Source organism: Brevundimonas sp. VNH65, assembly GCF_049445955.1.
GTDB lineage: Bacteria > Pseudomonadota > Alphaproteobacteria > Caulobacterales > Caulobacteraceae > Brevundimonas.
Window position 1 is genome coordinate 62622 of the sequence record NZ_JBMSDX010000004.1, and the last position, 14072, is coordinate 76693.

Genomic DNA, 14072 nt, shown 5'->3' on the forward strand with positions numbered 1-14072 from the left:
GGTGTTCGGAAAGCGTTCAGGTCCCGGAGAGACCCGCCCCCCGGCCTTCGACGCCGGCGCCGGTCACGCGCCCCAGCCCGCGCAGGGGGTGCAGACCCAGGCCTTTTCCTTCCCGGACGACATCGATGAGGACACGGAGTTCGTCTCCGGCGGCGGCGCGGGTCCCGGCCCGGCGGCTGCGCCCCGTCCGCGCCCCGCGCCCGAAGCGAAGCCCGACCGTCTGGACGCCCTAGCCGAGCGGCCGCGCGCCGCAGAGGCCGCGCCGGCGCCCTCCAAGGGCCCCGGCCCTCGCGCCACGCCCGGACTCGAGCAGCTGAAGCGCGCCCAGCCGGTGGCGGAGATCGTCCGCGAACAGTCGGACTACTACCACGCGACGAAGACCACGATCTTCAACGCGCTGATGAACACCATCGACCTGTCGCAGCTGGCCCAGCTGGACCAGAAGGCGGCGTCGGAGGAAATCCGCGACATCGTCGCCGAACTGGTGGCGATCAAGAACGTCTCCATGTCGGTGGCCGAGCAGGAGCACCTGGTCCAGGACATCGTCAACGACATCCTGGGCTATGGGCCGCTGGAGCCGCTCCTGGGTCGTGACGATATCGCCGACATCATGGTCAACGGCGCCGGCCGGGTGTTCATCGAAGTCGGCGGCAAGGTCCAGCTGACCAACGTGCGGTTCCGCGACAACGCCCAGCTGATGAATATCTGCCAGCGGATCGTGTCGCAGGTCGGCCGCCGCGTCGATGAAAGCAGCCCCATCTGCGACGCCCGTCTGCCGGACGGATCCCGGGTCAACGTCATCGCCCCGCCGCTGGCCATCGACGGACCGACGCTGACGATCCGGAAGTTCAAGAAGGACAAGCTGACGATGCGCAACCTGGTGGAGTACGCCTCCATCAGCCCGGAAGGGGCGCGCGTCCTGGGCGTCATCGGGGCCTGCCGCTGCAACGTCGTCATCTCGGGCGGCACGGGTTCGGGCAAGACGACCCTGCTGAACACCATGACGGCTTTCATCGACCCGACCGAGCGGGTCATCACCTGCGAGGACGCGGCCGAACTCCAGCTGCAACAGCCGCATGTGGTGCGTCTGGAGACGCGGCCGCCGAACCTCGAGGGCCAGGGCATGATCACCATGCGCGACCTGGTGAAGAACTGCCTGCGGATGCGTCCCGAGCGGATCATCGTCGGCGAGGTGCGCGGACCCGAGGCTTTCGACCTGTTGCAGGCGATGAACACCGGCCACGACGGCTCGATGGGGACGCTGCACGCCAACTCTCCGCGCGAGGCCATCAGCCGGATGGAATCGATGATCACCATGGGCGGCTACGGCCTGCCGTCCAAGACCATCCGCGAGATGATCACCGGCTCGGTCGACATCATCATCCAGGCCACCCGCCTGCGCGACGGGTCGCGCCGCATCACCCACATCACCGAGGTGGTCGGACTGGAGGGCGATGTGATCGTCACCCAGGACCTGTTCGTCTATGAGATCACCGGCGAGGACGCCAACGGCAAGGTCGTCGGGCGTCACCGCTCGACCGGCATCGCCCGTCCGCGTTTCTGGGACCGCGCCCGCTACTACGGCCTGGAGCGCGAACTGGCCGAGGCCCTGGACGCGGCCGAATGAACGGGATGCTGCCCATACTGGCGGCGGTGCTCGCCTTCATCACCATCGGCGGGCTGGGCTGGGCCTTCGTCGGCGGCGACGCGCCGAGCGATCAGGGGGTCAAGCGCGCCCGCGCGCTGGGCGCGGCGCCGAACGCCGCCGCGGCCCGCAAGCTGGCGGTGGCCCAGGCCAATACGCCGGAGGCGCGCCGCAAGCAGATCCTGCTGCAGCTCAAGGACGCCGAGCGCCAGGACCGCAAGGCGCGCCTGACCATGGCGGCCAAGCTGAAACAGGCCGGTCTGTCGATGGGGCTGCGGACGTTCTGGATCATCAGCGCCGTCGCCGGCGTGCTGGGTCTGCTGCTGCCGCTTGTGCTGGGAGCGCCGCCGCTGCTGTGCGTCGGCATCGGGGCGATCCTGGGTCTGGGCCTGCCGCGCTGGGTCGTCGGCTTCATGGGCAAGCGGCGGATGAAGCAGTTCTCGGGCGAGTTCGCCAATGCGGTCGACGTGATCGTGCGCGGCATCAAGTCGGGCCTGCCGGTCCACGAGTGCTTCAAGATCATCGCCAAGGAGAGTCCGGCGCCGCTGGGACCGGAGTTCCAGCGCCTGGTCGAGCAGGTCGGCGTCGGCCAGACCCTGTCGCAGGCCCTCGACAAGATGTTCGAACGCATGCCGACCAATGAGCTGAAGTTCTTCTCCATCGTCATCGCCATCCAGCAGAAGACCGGGGGCAATCTGGCCGAGGCCCTGTCGAACCTGTCGACCGTGCTGCGCGCACGGCGCATGATGGGCGAGAAGATCAAGGCCCTGTCGTCCGAAGCCATGGCCTCGGCCGGCATCATCGGCTCCCTGCCGATCGTCGTGATGGCGCTCGTCTTCATCACCACCCCGTCCTACATCCTGCTGCTGTTCACCGACCCGCGCGGCCAGGTGATGCTGCTGGGGGCGGGCGTCTGGATGTCCATGGGCGTCTTCGTGATGAAGCGCATGATCTCGTTCAAGTTCTAGGGCGCGGCGATGATCAGCTTCCTGACCCAACCCCAGAACCTGCTCAGCATCGTCGTCGGCCTGCTGGTGTTCGCCACCCTGATCACGGTGATGGCGCCCATGGCCGGGGGGGCCAAGCTTGAAGGCCGGATGAAGGCCGTGGGCGCGCGTCGCGAGGAGTTGAAGCGTCGGTCGCGGCAGGCCCTGGCGACCGGCCAGGGCGGCCTGCGCCACACCGACGAGGGTTTCCAGAAGGACATCGTCGATCGGCTGAACCTGTCCAAGCTGCTGGAAGACCCGAAGGTCGCCGAGAAGATGGCCCAGGCGGGCTTCCGGGGGCCGAAGCCCCTGACCGCCTTCTACTTCTTCCGGTTCGCCTCGCCGTTCGTCTTTCTGGCGATCGCGGCCTTCTACCTGTTCGTCTTCAACGATTTCGGCCTGCCGGTGATGATGCGGGTCACAGCGGTGATGACGGCGGCCATGATCGGCTTCTATGCGCCGAACATCTATCTGGCCAACCGGATCGCCAAGCGGCAGCAGTCGATCGTCCAGGCGTTTCCGGACGCGCTGGATCTGCTGCTGATCTGCGTCGAATCCGGCATGTCGATCGAACAGGCCATCCTCAAGGTGAGCCAGGAGGTCGGGCCGTCGTCGATCGATCTGGCCGAGGAGTTGAGCCTGCTGTCGGCCGAACTGAGCTATCTGCCCGAGCGCCGCATGGCCTATGAGGGTCTGGCCAGGCGCACCAACCATCCGGGCATCAAGTCGGTGGTCACCGCCATGGTCCAGGCCGAGCAGTACGGCACGCCGCTGGGCACGGCACTGCGCACCATGGCCAAGGAAAATCGCGAACTGCGCATGGCCGCCGCCGAGAAGAAGGCGGCCGCCCTGCCCGCCAAGCTGACGGTGCCGATGATCCTGTTCTTTCTGCCGGTGCTGTTCGTGGTGATCCTGGGGCCGGCGATCATCAACATCCAGGACACGATGAAATCGACGGGCGGCGGCTGATCGCCGCCGACCATCACAGCGTCTCGGCCAGCAGCTTCACCTTGTCGCACAGGCTCGCGTAGGCGGTCTTGATCAGGCGACGGTGCTTGTCGTGGTGCATCTCGGCCCGCAGCCCGTTGAAGATCATGCCGGTGGCGAAGATGCAGTTGCCCGGCTCCAGCTGTTCGATCTCGAAATAGCGCAGGGTGTTGAACCACAGGCCGCGCTTCTCGGCGATCACGAGCTGGGCGTGGGGTTGCCACTCCACGACCTTGCCGTCGACGGCGCGCGGCTCCAGCCCCTCGAAATGCTCGGTCATGGTGATCGCGCCGCCGAAGGCGATGGTCCCGGAGACATCGCGCTCGACGTCGTTCCAGCGCCCCCAGTCGCCGAGGGTCTCGATCAGCGGCCAGATGTCGTCGGTCGGGGCCTGGATGCCGATGCGGCTTTCGATACGGGTCTTCATGCCGCCGACATCGCACGGCGCGCGCGCGACGAAAAGCGGGGCCTCAAGGAAATCCCGCGCGGCGCGTCGTCGCTGTGGCGTTACCGATTGCCTTCCGGACCCGGCTGGGAGGCCGGCGGCGTGTCGGCGGGGGCGGTCGGGTCGGGGGCGGCGCGGGCGGCCTTCAGCGCCGGGCTGAACCAGGCGGCGGCGAGGGCGCCGATCAGCAGCAGGGCGTTGCCGACGAAGGGCGCGGGTTCGGACAGCTCGTACAGGGCCACGCCGATGACCGGCGGGGCCAGGAAGCTGAGACCCGCCAGCGACATCATCAGACCGGCCACCGCCCCCTGTTCGGCCGCCGTCACGGCGATGGAGGAGCCGGCGGTGAACCCCGGCCGGGCGAAGCCGACGCCCATCGACACCACGGCATAGCCGACCACCACGCCGAAATAGCCGGGCGCGAGGATGGAGATCAGATTTCCGAGCAGCGCCAGGGCGGCGCCCCAGCGCATCAGTTCGCGCGGCTGCAGCCGCAGCAGGGGGATCAGACCCCACTGCACCATGAGGGTGGCGATCGCCCCGGTCAGCATGGCCAGGCCGATGAAGGGCTGGGCCTGGCGGGCGGTCATGGCCGCGAGGCCAGATCCGGCCGTCGCCAGTTCGTCGATGACATGGAAGCCGAGGACCGAGATGTTCACCGCCTGGGCCCCGGTGACCAGCAGGCCGTAAAGCAGGAAGTCGCGGACGCGTGGATCCTTCCACAGACCCTTGCCGCGATGTTCGGCCTGTCCGCTGGGAGAAGGCGTCCGGACGGCGTCGCCGCTGGGCAGACGTCGCCAGACCACGAACAGGGCGACCGCGCCGATCAGGGCGAAGACATACATCGGCCCCGCCAGGCCGATGACGGGCAGCACAAGGAACGGGGCCAGCACCGGCCCGATCACCGTGCCCAGACCCTGTGCGGACGCCAGCAGGGACATGGCCTGGGTCCGTTCCGCCGCCGTGGTCCGGTCCGCCACATAGGCCTGGGAGGCGATGGGGGCGGCCGAGCCGAACAGGCCGTAGACGCTGCGCGCCACGGCCATCAGGGTGAAGGCCAGGGCCGCGCCGAGCCAATGCTCCAGCCCGGAGGTCGCCGCAAGGCCGAAGCCCAGCATCGACACGACGAAGCCCCACAGGCCGATCATGATGACCCGCTTGCGGCCCCTGAGATCGGACTGGCGCGCCCAGACCGGCGACGTCAGGGTCCACAGCAGGGCCGACAGGGCGAAGGCGCCCGCCACCAGGGTGTCCGACAGGTGGAACTCGCGGCCGATCGCCGGCAGGACCGACTGCAGGGCCATATTGCCGCCCGAAGCGATCAGGCTGACAGCGCAGAGGATAAAGAAGGCCGGGGATCTCAGGTTCACGAGGTCGCCTCTTTCACCGTCGCCTTGAGCCGGCGGTCGTCGCGCAGGCCGAGCCGCGCCTTGACCTCGAACAGGTCCGCCCCCGCCGGAACGATCAACAGGGCCTTCGGTTCGGCGGCGTTGACCGCCACCACCGCCCCCTTGGGGCAGACATCGAAACAGTCGGTCTCCTTGATCGCCAACTCGGCCTTCTTGCCCTTTCCGGCCTTCAGATATTTGCGGAGCGCCTTCTTGAGCGGACGGTCGCCGTCGGGACCGAAGCCGCCCTTCAGCTTCTTCTGGCACTTGCGACAGACCAGCACGACCTGGCGCCACTCGGTCCTGGCCGTCTTCACCGGGCGGGCCGTCTTCGGGATCAGGGGGGCGTCGGCCATGGACCGGTGATCGACCAGCTGACGTCGCGACGCAAGCCGCTTGCGTGGTCGTTCGTCAAAGCTTCATGATCACCCGGTTCCTGCACCGCTTCCCGAACGGACTTTCCATGCGACCGACCGCTCGCCCCCTTCGACACCTTCTGCTGGCCGCCGGCGCCGGGGTGGTCCTTCTCGCCCCGGCGGCTCAGGCCCGGCAGGCCCCGGCGGACGACGGCCTGACCGACGCCGTGGCCGCCGCGACGTCTGCGATCGAGGGCCGGGTCGTCGAATGGCGTCGGCATCTGCACGAACATCCGGAACTGGGTTTCGCAGAGACCAACACCGCCGCCTATGTCGCCGACCGGCTGCGGGCCATGGGGATGGAGGTCCGCACCGGCGTGGGTCGGACGGGGGTAGTGGCGATTCTCAAGGGCGACCTGCCCGGATCACGGGTCGTCGCCCTGCGCAGCGACATGGACGCCCTGCCGGTGCTGGAGGCGACCGGACTGCCGTTCGCGTCCAAGGCGACCGGGACCTATCAGGGACAGACCGTGCCGGTGGCCCATGCCTGCGGTCATGACGCCCACATGGCCATGCTGCTGGGCGCCGCCCAGGTGCTGAGCGGGATGAAGGACCGGTTCGGCGGCACGATCGTCTTCATCTTCCAGCCCGCCGAGGAAGGCGCGCCTCCGGGCGAGCCCATGGGCGGGGCGGCCCTGATGATCCACGAGGGCGCGCTGAAGGATCCGGCGCCGGAGGCCATCTTCGGAATCCATGTGGTGCCGGGGAAGACGGGGACGCTGTTCTATCGGCCCCAGGGCTTCATGGCCGCGTCGGATCGGGTGGACATCACCCTGAACGGCCGCCAGACCCATGGAGCCTGGCCCTGGCGCGGCGTGGACGTGATCGCCGCCTCGAGCCAGGTGGTGAACACCATCAACACCCTGACGGCGCGGACGGTCGATCCGACCACGACGCCGACGGTGTTCACCATCTCCACGATCAATGCGGGCGTCCGCTACAACATCATTCCGGACAAGTCGGTGATGAGCGGCACCCTGCGCACCTTCGACGTCGATCAGAGGAACGCCCTGGTCGAGCGGGCCCGGGCGGCGGTCGATCATGTGGCCCACATCTACGGCGCGACGTCGGAGTTCTCGATCTTCCAGAACGCCGCCCTGGTCTATAACGACCCGCCGCTGTCGCAGTGGCTGGCGCCAGTGCTGGTCGAGGCGGCCGGGGCGGAGAACGTCAATCCCGCCTCGCCGCCGACCACGGTGGCGGAAGACTTCAGCTTCTTCCAGCAGCAAATCCCCGGCGTCTTCTACCACCTGGGCGGATCGAAGACCGGCGTCGATCCGGCCGACAGCGCCCCCAACCATTCGCCCCAGTTCGACGTGGACGAAAGCGTCCTGCCGGTCGGGGTGCGCGCCCATGTCCTGACCGCCCTGCGTTTCCTGCAACGCCCCTGACCCCTTTCAAGGAGCCCTTCATGATCACCCGCATCCAGCCCGGCGCCCGCATGAGCCAGGCCGTCGTCCATGGCGGTCTGGTCTGGCTGGCCGGACAGGTCGGAGAGCCCGGCGACGACGTCGTGGCCCAGACCCGCACCGTGCTGAGCCAGATCGACGCCCTGCTGGCCGAGGCGGGGAGCGACAAGTCCAAGATCCTGAGCGCCACCATCTGGCTGGCCGACATGGCCGACTTCGGGGCGATGAACAGCGTGTGGGACGCCTGGGTCGACAAGGCCAATCCCCCGGCGCGCGCCACCGGTGAATCCAGGCTGGCGACGCCGGCCTACAAGGTCGAGATCATCGTCGTGGCGGCGGTCTGAGGCGGCCATGAGCGACCGCGAACTGGAGCGGTTCCGCGCCGCGCGCGTGACGGCGATCCATCGTCTGGACCTGATCGCCAAGGGCGCCCGGATCACCTACGAGGACGGCACGCCCGTCGACATGGCCGACGAGAAGGCGCGCCTGGAGCAGGTGGTCAAGGACATGGACCGCCGCATCGCCCGGCTGGAGCTGGCCGGGGCGAAGCCGAGGGGGCCGCTGCACTAGGTGAGCAAATCTCTTGGTCTATCCTCCCCAAGCTGTGCTTGGGGAGGGGGACCGCGCGAAGCGGGGTGGAGGGGGTTCTTTGTCAAAGCCGGACGCCGTCACCTATCATCGCGCCGCCGACCTGAGGCGCAGTCTGACGCCGCCCGAAGCACGATTGTGGCGACATCTGAAGAACGGCCAACTCTCAGGTCTGAAGTTTCGCCGCCAGAGGCCACAAGGGCCATATATCCTCGACTTCTACTGCGTCGCCGCCAAGCTGGCGGTCGAGATCGACGGCACCGTCCACGATCAGCCGGATCAGATTGCGCATGACCGGCGACGCACGGCGTGGCTCAACCAGCACGGGATCGAGGTCGTTCGCTTCCCCGCCCTGTCGATCCGAGATCATCTGGACGACGTCCTGAGGAGCATTCGGGAAACGGCTCATTCGCGGATGAACGGCTGACCCAAGAGCCCCCTCCACCACGCTACGCGTGGTCCCCCTCCCCAAGCTGTGCTTGGGGAGGACAGCTCAGCACCGAGCGGATCACCCGTTCATAGAAGCGTGTCAGGGCTTCCAGTTCGGCCGTCGGGACGCGTTCGTCGAACTGGTGCATGGTCTGGCCGACCAGGCCGAGCTCCAGCACCGGCGCCATGGCGCGGATGAAGCGGGCGTCGGAGGTCCCGCCGGTGGTCGAGGCCTCGGGCCGGCGGCCGGTCTCGGCCTCCACCGCGTCCTGCACCGCCGTGACGAAGGGTCCGACCGGCGTCAGGAAGGCCTCGCCGGAGCACATGTGGTCCAGGCTGATCTGCAGGCCGGTCTCGGCCTGGACCCGACCGGCCTCGGCGTTCAGCCAGGCGATCAGGCCGTCGCCGGCGTGCGAGGGGTTGAAGCGGATGTTGAGTCGCGCCTTCGCCTCAGCCGGGATGACGTTGGTCGCCGGATTGCCGATGTCGATGGTGGTGATCTCGAGGTTCGACGGCTGGAACGCCTCATAGCCGTCGTCCAGAACATGGGCGTCCAGGGCCGTGAGCAGCCGCACCAGCACCGGGGCCGGGTTGGCCGCGCGGTCGGGATAGGCGACGTGGCCCTGTTTGCCGTGGACGGTGATCCAGGTGTTCAGCGAGCCGCGACGGCCGATCTTGATCATGTCGCCCAGCTGTTGCTGCGACGAGGGCTCGCCGACCACGCAGGCGTCGATGACCTCGCCCTCGGCCATCAGGGCCTCGACCACCCGCTTGGTGCCGTGCAGGGCCGGGCCTTCCTCGTCGCCGGTGATCAGGAAGGACAGGGAGCCTTCAGGCTCTCCTTCCGCCAGCACGCGCGAGACGGCGGCGACCCAGGCGGCGATGCCGCCCTTCATGTCCACCGCGCCGCGCCCGTAGAGGACGCCGTCCTTCACCTCGGCGGCGAAAGGATCGGACGACCAGCCCTCGGCCGCCCCGGTCGGCACCACGTCCGTATGGCCGGCGAAACAGAGGTTGGGCGAGGCGGCGCCGCGCCGGGCGTAGAGGTTCTCGATCCGGGCATCCGCGCCCTGGCCCGTCGGCCCCTCGAAGGCCATGCGGCGGCAGGTGAAGCCGAGGCCGGTCAGAATCCGCTCCAGCGTATCCATGGCCCCGGCGTCGGCCGGGGTGACCGAGGGGCGGCGGATCAGGTCGCGGGTCAGTTCGACGGGGTCGATGGGCGTGGCGGCGGCGTCGGTCATGGGTCTATGCTTTAGGCGTTCAGCCACGGGGCGCAACCGACCGCCATGCCGAAGATCGACATCGAAACGGCCCCCACGGGCCATGGAACCTCCTATCCCGACGAATTCGCCGAGCGGTGCAAACCGCGTCGCCGCTGGCGGCTGGGCGATGCGGCCGGACTGGATCAGTTCGGAGTCAATCTGCTGCGTCTGCCCGCCGGCGCCTGGTCCAGCCAGAGGCACTGGCATGCGACGGAGGACGAGTTCGTCTGGGTGCTGACCGGCGAGGTGGTGCTGGTCGAGGACGAGGGGGAGACGCCGCTGCGCGCGGGGGACTGTGCGGGCTTCAAGGCCGGGGTCCCGAACGGGCACCGGATCGAAAACCGGTCGACGGCGGAGGCGGTCCTGCTGGAAGTCGGAACCCGCAACCCGACCGGCGACGGCGCGGACTATCCCGGCATCGACATGGTCCTGCCGCCGGGCGCGGACCGGTATTTCCATCGCGACGGGACGCCCTACCCCAAGACGGCGCGACGGACCTGAGGAGCCTCAGGACAGGAAACGCTCTGTCGCGGCGAGGAAGGGCTGGGGCCGGTCGATCATGACCATATGTTCGGCGCCCTCGATGCGTTCGAAGCGCGCCGGCGAGCGCAGGCCGGAGAAGGCCTCGCGCAGGCGGCCTTCCAGCTGGGCGCGCGGGGAGGCGTTGTCGGGGCTCCAGCCGTAGACGACGGTGACGGGCGCCGTGACGCGCGGCAGGCGCGGGCGAAGGTCCAGGGTCATGACCTCATAGAGGGACTGGGCCAGAACCGCCCGGTCTCCGCCCTGCCAGCCCACGCCGTTGAAGACCATGTCGGCCACCCCGCCCATGCCCTGTCCGCCGCCGAGGGTCAGGCTGGCGTTGCGCAGGCCCTCGTCGCCCAGCAGCCTCAGGGCCTGATAGCCGAGACGGGCCAGGGGCTCGACGTCGGCGACGCGGGTTTGGGGCCCGATCAAGGCCGGGAAGAAGGGCAGGCCGTCGACCACCATCACCCGGCCAGCCTCGGCGCCGCCATCGATCGCGGCCTGAAGCGCGACGAGGCCGCCCATGGAGTGGCCGATGATCGCGGGCCGGACCAGGCGCGCCTCGCGGATGTAGCGGCGCAGTTCGGCCGCGACCGGCTCGATGATCCGGCCCTGAACATTGGCGCCGGGGGGAACGGCGCCGAAGCCGCGAATGCTGACCACATGGACACGGCGTCGGCCGGCCAGGGTCCGTGCGGTGGCGTCCCAGACCTCGCCGGTCGAGGCGATGCCGGGGACCAGGATCACATCCGCCCCGAACGGCCGCGCGGGGCCGCGCGCCGCGACCAGGATGCGGTCAGAGGCGAAGGCGCGGGCCTGGGCGGCCGCGGGGGCCAGGACGGCGCCGGCCAGGGCGCAGGCGAGAAAGTCACGACGGATCATGCCGCTGAATAACCCATGGATCGTGGCGGAAGTTCAACGGCGTCGCGACGACCGTTCGCCCTCTTGCCAGCGAGGGGTGGGAGGGGCCATCGTGACAATCCTGTAATGCAGTCCCTGGGGAGGAAAAGCATGAGGAACGCATTCAAGACGCCGATCAAAACGCTGGCGGGCGCGCGCCGCATGGGCGTGATCTGCGGCCTGGCGCTGGCCATGGCCGGCGGCGGGGCGGCGGCGCAGGACGAGGTGCTGGACGGGGCCCAGGACTGGCATCCGTTCTCGCGAAGCGCCGTGCGGCTGTACATGGCCGAGATGAAGGGGATGGTCACAGAGGGCGACGTCCATCGGGTGACCCTGGCCGTCGTGCCGCTACAGGGCGAGGCCGGCGATTACTCCCACAGCGAGGAGATCGTCGAGTTCCGCTGCGCCGCCAAGGAGTCGCGGTCGGTCGCGGCCATGGATTTCGGCGCGGACGGGGTGCAGACCGACCGCTATGACGACGCCAGTTCCTGGGAGGCCTACAATCCCAATGGGCGCGACGGCTTCCTGGCCGGACTGGTGTGCGACGGCAATCGCGCCAATCCGCCGACCTGGCCGTCGATCAAGGCCTGGGTCGACGCGGGACGCAAATAGGCGCCCGTCCCGGCAGGGGCGGACCGGACGCAGCCGTCAGACGTCGACGGCGGCGTCCAGGGCGTTCTCCTGGATGAATTCGCGACGAGGCTCGACCACGTCGCCCATCAGCTTGGCGAACAGGTCGTCGGCGTCGTCGGCGTGATCCACCTTGACCTGCAGCAGGGTGCGGGCGTTGACGTCCAGCGTCGTCTCCCACAGCTGCTCCGGGTTCATCTCGCCCAGCCCCTTGTAGCGCTGGATGGCCAGGCCCTTCTTGCCGGCGTCCAGCACGGCGTTCAGCAGGTCCAGAGGACCGCGGATGGTCGTGGACTTGTCCTTGCGGCGATAGACGGCGGGCGTGTCGAACAGACCCTCGAACACGGCGATGCGCTCGGCCAGACGGCGGGCGTCCAGCGACCGGATCAGGGTTTCCTCAAGCACGATGCTTTCGCTGACGGCGCGACGGGTGCGGTTGAAGGCCACGGCGCCCTGGAGGCCCGGCCCGCCCGACCATTCGCCGTCGCCTTCCTCGGCGTAGAGGTTCAGCCGCGAGGCCGCGGCCTGAGCCGTCGCGGCGTCGGCGTTGTCGGCGAACAGGCCGGCGAGAGCCGACTGTTCGACCGCGAAGGCAGGCGCGCGTTGCGACAGGCGATCGACCAGGCCCTTCACCGCCTTGGCGTCGCGCACCAGGGACTGCAGGTCCATGCCGGTGCGGCGTTCGCCGTTGGCCAGATCCAGTTCGGCCTCGGAGCAGCCTTCCTCGATCAGATAGGCGTCCATCTCGGCCTGATCCTTAAGGTAGCGGCTCTGCTTGCCCTTGGAGACCTTATAGAGGGGCGGCTGGGCGATATAGACGTGGCCGCGCTCGATCAGTTCCGGCATCTGACGGTAGAAGAAGGTCAGCAGCAGGGTCCGGATGTGGGCGCCGTCGACGTCGGCGTCGGCCATCAGGATGATCTTGTGGTAGCGCAGCTTGTCGGCGTTGAAGTCGTCGCGGCCGATGCCGGTGCCCAGGGCCAGGATCAGCGTGCCGATCAGGTCCGACGACAGCATCCGGTCGAAACGTGCGCGCTCGACGTTCAGGATCTTGCCGCGCAGGGGCAGGACGGCCTGGTTCTCGCGGTTACGCGCCTGTTTGGCCGAGCCGCCGGCGGAGTCGCCCTCGACGATGAACAGTTCGGACTTGGCCGGATCGCGTTCCTGACAGTCGGCCAGCTTGCCGGGGAGGGACGAGATGTCGAGCGCCGACTTGCGCCGGGTGAGGTCGCGGGCCTTGCGCGCCGCCTCACGCGCCGAGGCCGCCTCGATGATCTTGGCGACGATCTGCTTGGCCTCGACCGGATGTTCCTCGAACCATTCCGACAGGCCCTCGGTGCACAGGCTTTCGACGGCCGGGCGGACCTCGGAGGACACCAGCTTGTCCTTGGTCTGCGAGCTGAACTTCGGGTCCGGCACCTTGACCGACAGGACACAGGTCAGGCCCTCGCGGGCGTCCTCGCCGGACGGGGCGACCTTTTCCTTCTTCAGGGCGCCCGAGCTTTCCATATAGGCGCCCATGACGCGGGTCAGGCTGGTGCGGAAGGCCGACAGGTGGGTGCCGCCGTCGCGCTGGGGGATGTTGTTGGTGAAGCACAACATCGTCTCGTGATAGCTGTCGTTCCACCACAGGGCGAGGTCGAGCTCGATCCCCTCCTTCTTGCCGCGAATGACGATGACGTCCTTGAGCAGGGGAGTTTTCGACTTGTCGAGGTGGCGCACGAAGGCCTCCACCCCGCCCTCGTAGTGCAGCAGGATCTCGATCGGCTCGGCGTGGCGCAGGTCGGACAGCTTGATGACCACGCCGGAGTTCAGGAAGGCCAGTTCGCGCAGCCGGTGCTCCAGCGTCTTCAGGTCGAAGTCGATGTGGCTGAAGGTGGTGACGGACGGATAGAAGGTGACCTCGGTGCCGCTCAGGGGCTGGCCGGCCTTGTCGCCGTCGGTGCGGATCGGGGCGACGCCGGTCACCTCCAGCGACTTGACGGTGTCGCCGCGCTCGAAGCGCATCTCGTGCTGCTTGCCGTCGCGATAGATCTTGAGCTGCAGCCAGTCCGACAGGGCGTTGACGACGGAGACGCCGACGCCGTGCAGGCCGCCGGAGACCTTGTAGGAGTTCTGGTCGAACTTCCCGCCGGCATGCAGTTGGGTCATGATGACCTCGGCCGCCGAGACGCCTTCCTCGGCGTGGATGTCGGTCGGAATGCCGCGTCCGTTGTCGGTGACGGTGACCGAGCCGTCGGCGTTCAGGATGACCTGGACCAGGTCGGCGTGGCCAGCCAGGGCCTCGTCGATGGCGTTGTCCACCACCTCATAGACCATGTGGTGCAGGCCCGAGCCGTCGTCGGTGTCGCCGATATACATGCCGGGCCGCTTGCGCACGGCGTCCAGGCCTTTGAGAACCTTGATGGAATCGGCGCCGTATTCCGCAGCGTTTTCCGGGGCGTCGAGGCTTTCGTCGGTCATGA

The 14072-nt window shown here is 68.5% G+C and carries 15 protein-coding genes; 9 read left to right on the top strand and 6 right to left on the bottom strand.

Annotation, left to right across the window (positions count from 1 at the left end; translation table 11 throughout):
• Position 1: 1 nt before the first annotated feature.
• The 3 genes from ACO2Q1_RS08650 to ACO2Q1_RS08660 are packed head-to-tail and all read left to right on the top strand — an operon-like array spanning position 2 to position 3600.
• Positions 2-1627 (top strand): CpaF family protein, encoded by a 1626-nt coding sequence (locus ACO2Q1_RS08650; RefSeq protein ID WP_423329099.1) that lies wholly within the window; start codon positions 2-4, stop codon positions 1625-1627.
• Between the two features lie 5 nt (positions 1628-1632).
• On the top strand, positions 1633-2613 hold the full coding sequence (locus ACO2Q1_RS08655) for a type II secretion system F family protein (RefSeq protein ID WP_423329292.1): 981 nt from the start codon (positions 1633-1635) through the stop codon (positions 2611-2613).
• 9 nt (positions 2614-2622) lie between these two features.
• Positions 2623-3600, top strand: coding sequence for a type II secretion system F family protein (locus ACO2Q1_RS08660; protein ID WP_423329100.1), 978 nt, complete (start codon positions 2623-2625; stop codon positions 3598-3600).
• Positions 3601-3613: 13 nt separating this feature from the next.
• On the opposite strand, the gene ACO2Q1_RS08665 is transcribed toward ACO2Q1_RS08660, so the two are convergent.
• The 3 genes from ACO2Q1_RS08665 to ACO2Q1_RS08675 all read right to left on the bottom strand — a co-directional run bounded on the left by ACO2Q1_RS08665 (position 3614) and on the right by ACO2Q1_RS08675 (position 5807).
• Positions 3614-4045 carry an SRPBCC domain-containing protein gene (locus ACO2Q1_RS08665; protein WP_423329101.1) on the bottom strand — a complete coding sequence of 144 codons (432 nt, stop codon included), beginning with the start codon at positions 4043-4045 and terminating at the stop codon, positions 3614-3616.
• A gap of 80 nt (positions 4046-4125) precedes the next feature.
• Positions 4126-5433 (bottom strand): MFS transporter, encoded by a 1308-nt coding sequence (locus tag ACO2Q1_RS08670; RefSeq protein ID WP_423329102.1) that lies wholly within the window; start codon positions 5431-5433, stop codon positions 4126-4128.
• Entirely contained in the window at positions 5430-5807 is a 378-nt protein-coding gene (locus ACO2Q1_RS08675; RefSeq protein WP_423329103.1) for a hypothetical protein, read from the bottom strand. The genes ACO2Q1_RS08670 and ACO2Q1_RS08675 overlap by 4 nt, the downstream gene beginning before the upstream one ends.
• Before the next feature lie 107 nt (positions 5808-5914).
• Here ACO2Q1_RS08675 and ACO2Q1_RS08680 point away from each other — a divergent pair, with 107 nt between their 5' ends.
• The 4 genes from ACO2Q1_RS08680 to ACO2Q1_RS08695 all read left to right on the top strand — a co-directional run bounded on the left by ACO2Q1_RS08680 (position 5915) and on the right by ACO2Q1_RS08695 (position 8291).
• Positions 5915-7258: an amidohydrolase gene (locus tag ACO2Q1_RS08680; protein ID WP_423329104.1), complete on the top strand. Its 1344-nt coding sequence runs from the start codon at positions 5915-5917 to the stop codon at positions 7256-7258.
• Positions 7259-7278: 20 nt separating this feature from the next.
• Entirely contained in the window at positions 7279-7620 is a 342-nt protein-coding gene (locus tag ACO2Q1_RS08685; RefSeq protein WP_423329105.1) for a RidA family protein, read from the top strand.
• Between the two features lie 7 nt (positions 7621-7627).
• Positions 7628-7846 carry a hypothetical protein gene (locus ACO2Q1_RS08690; protein WP_423329106.1) on the top strand — a complete coding sequence of 73 codons (219 nt, stop codon included), beginning with the start codon at positions 7628-7630 and terminating at the stop codon, positions 7844-7846.
• Between the two features lie 79 nt (positions 7847-7925).
• The gene (locus tag ACO2Q1_RS08695; RefSeq protein WP_423329107.1) at positions 7926-8291 is read left to right on the top strand and encodes an endonuclease domain-containing protein; all 366 of its coding nucleotides are present in this window, start codon (positions 7926-7928) and stop codon (positions 8289-8291) included.
• A 22-nt stretch (positions 8292-8313) separates the two neighbouring features.
• On the opposite strand, the gene dapE is transcribed toward ACO2Q1_RS08695, so the two are convergent.
• Complete coding sequence (dapE, locus tag ACO2Q1_RS08700; protein ID WP_423329108.1) at positions 8314-9534, bottom strand: succinyl-diaminopimelate desuccinylase; 1221 nt, start codon at positions 9532-9534, stop codon at positions 8314-8316.
• 45 nt (positions 9535-9579) lie between these two features.
• On the opposite strand from dapE, the gene ACO2Q1_RS08705 reads away from it, so the two are divergent.
• Positions 9580-10056 (top strand): cupin domain-containing protein, encoded by a 477-nt coding sequence (locus ACO2Q1_RS08705; RefSeq protein WP_423329109.1) that lies wholly within the window; start codon positions 9580-9582, stop codon positions 10054-10056.
• Between the two features lie 6 nt (positions 10057-10062).
• On the opposite strand, the gene ACO2Q1_RS08710 is transcribed toward ACO2Q1_RS08705, so the two are convergent.
• Complete coding sequence (locus tag ACO2Q1_RS08710) at positions 10063-10959, bottom strand: alpha/beta fold hydrolase (RefSeq protein ID WP_423329110.1); 897 nt, start codon at positions 10957-10959, stop codon at positions 10063-10065.
• A 129-nt stretch (positions 10960-11088) separates the two neighbouring features.
• Here ACO2Q1_RS08710 and ACO2Q1_RS08715 point away from each other — a divergent pair, with 129 nt between their 5' ends.
• On the top strand, positions 11089-11589 hold the full coding sequence (locus ACO2Q1_RS08715; protein WP_423329111.1) for a hypothetical protein: 501 nt from the start codon (positions 11089-11091) through the stop codon (positions 11587-11589).
• Positions 11590-11625: 36 nt separating this feature from the next.
• Here ACO2Q1_RS08715 and gyrB read toward each other — a convergent pair whose 3' ends face one another.
• Entirely contained in the window at positions 11626-14070 is a 2445-nt protein-coding gene (gene gyrB, locus ACO2Q1_RS08720; protein WP_423329112.1) for a DNA topoisomerase (ATP-hydrolyzing) subunit B, read from the bottom strand.
• Positions 14071-14072: the final 2 nt, after the last annotated feature.

Coding starts and splice junctions, on each gene's coding strand:
- ACO2Q1_RS08655 (WP_423329292.1), top strand. CDS start 1,633: ATGCTGCCCATACTGGCGGCGGTGCTCGCCTTCATCACCATCGGCGGG.
- ACO2Q1_RS08660 (WP_423329100.1), top strand. CDS start 2,623: ATGATCAGCTTCCTGACCCAACCCCAGAACCTGCTCAGCATCGTCGTC.
- ACO2Q1_RS08665 (WP_423329101.1), bottom strand. CDS start 4,045: ATGAAGACCCGTATCGAAAGCCGCATCGGCATCCAGGCCCCGACCGAC.
- ACO2Q1_RS08675 (WP_423329103.1), bottom strand. CDS start 5,807: ATGGCCGACGCCCCCCTGATCCCGAAGACGGCCCGCCCGGTGAAGACG.
- ACO2Q1_RS08680 (WP_423329104.1), top strand. CDS start 5,915: ATGCGACCGACCGCTCGCCCCCTTCGACACCTTCTGCTGGCCGCCGGC.
- ACO2Q1_RS08685 (WP_423329105.1), top strand. CDS start 7,279: ATGATCACCCGCATCCAGCCCGGCGCCCGCATGAGCCAGGCCGTCGTC.
- ACO2Q1_RS08690 (WP_423329106.1), top strand. CDS start 7,628: ATGAGCGACCGCGAACTGGAGCGGTTCCGCGCCGCGCGCGTGACGGCG.
- dapE (WP_423329108.1), bottom strand. CDS start 9,534: ATGACCGACGCCGCCGCCACGCCCATCGACCCCGTCGAACTGACCCGC.
- ACO2Q1_RS08705 (WP_423329109.1), top strand. CDS start 9,580: ATGCCGAAGATCGACATCGAAACGGCCCCCACGGGCCATGGAACCTCC.
- ACO2Q1_RS08710 (WP_423329110.1), bottom strand. CDS start 10,959: ATGATCCGTCGTGACTTTCTCGCCTGCGCCCTGGCCGGCGCCGTCCTG.
- ACO2Q1_RS08715 (WP_423329111.1), top strand. CDS start 11,089: ATGAGGAACGCATTCAAGACGCCGATCAAAACGCTGGCGGGCGCGCGC.
- gyrB (WP_423329112.1), bottom strand. CDS start 14,070: ATGACCGACGAAAGCCTCGACGCCCCGGAAAACGCTGCGGAATACGGC.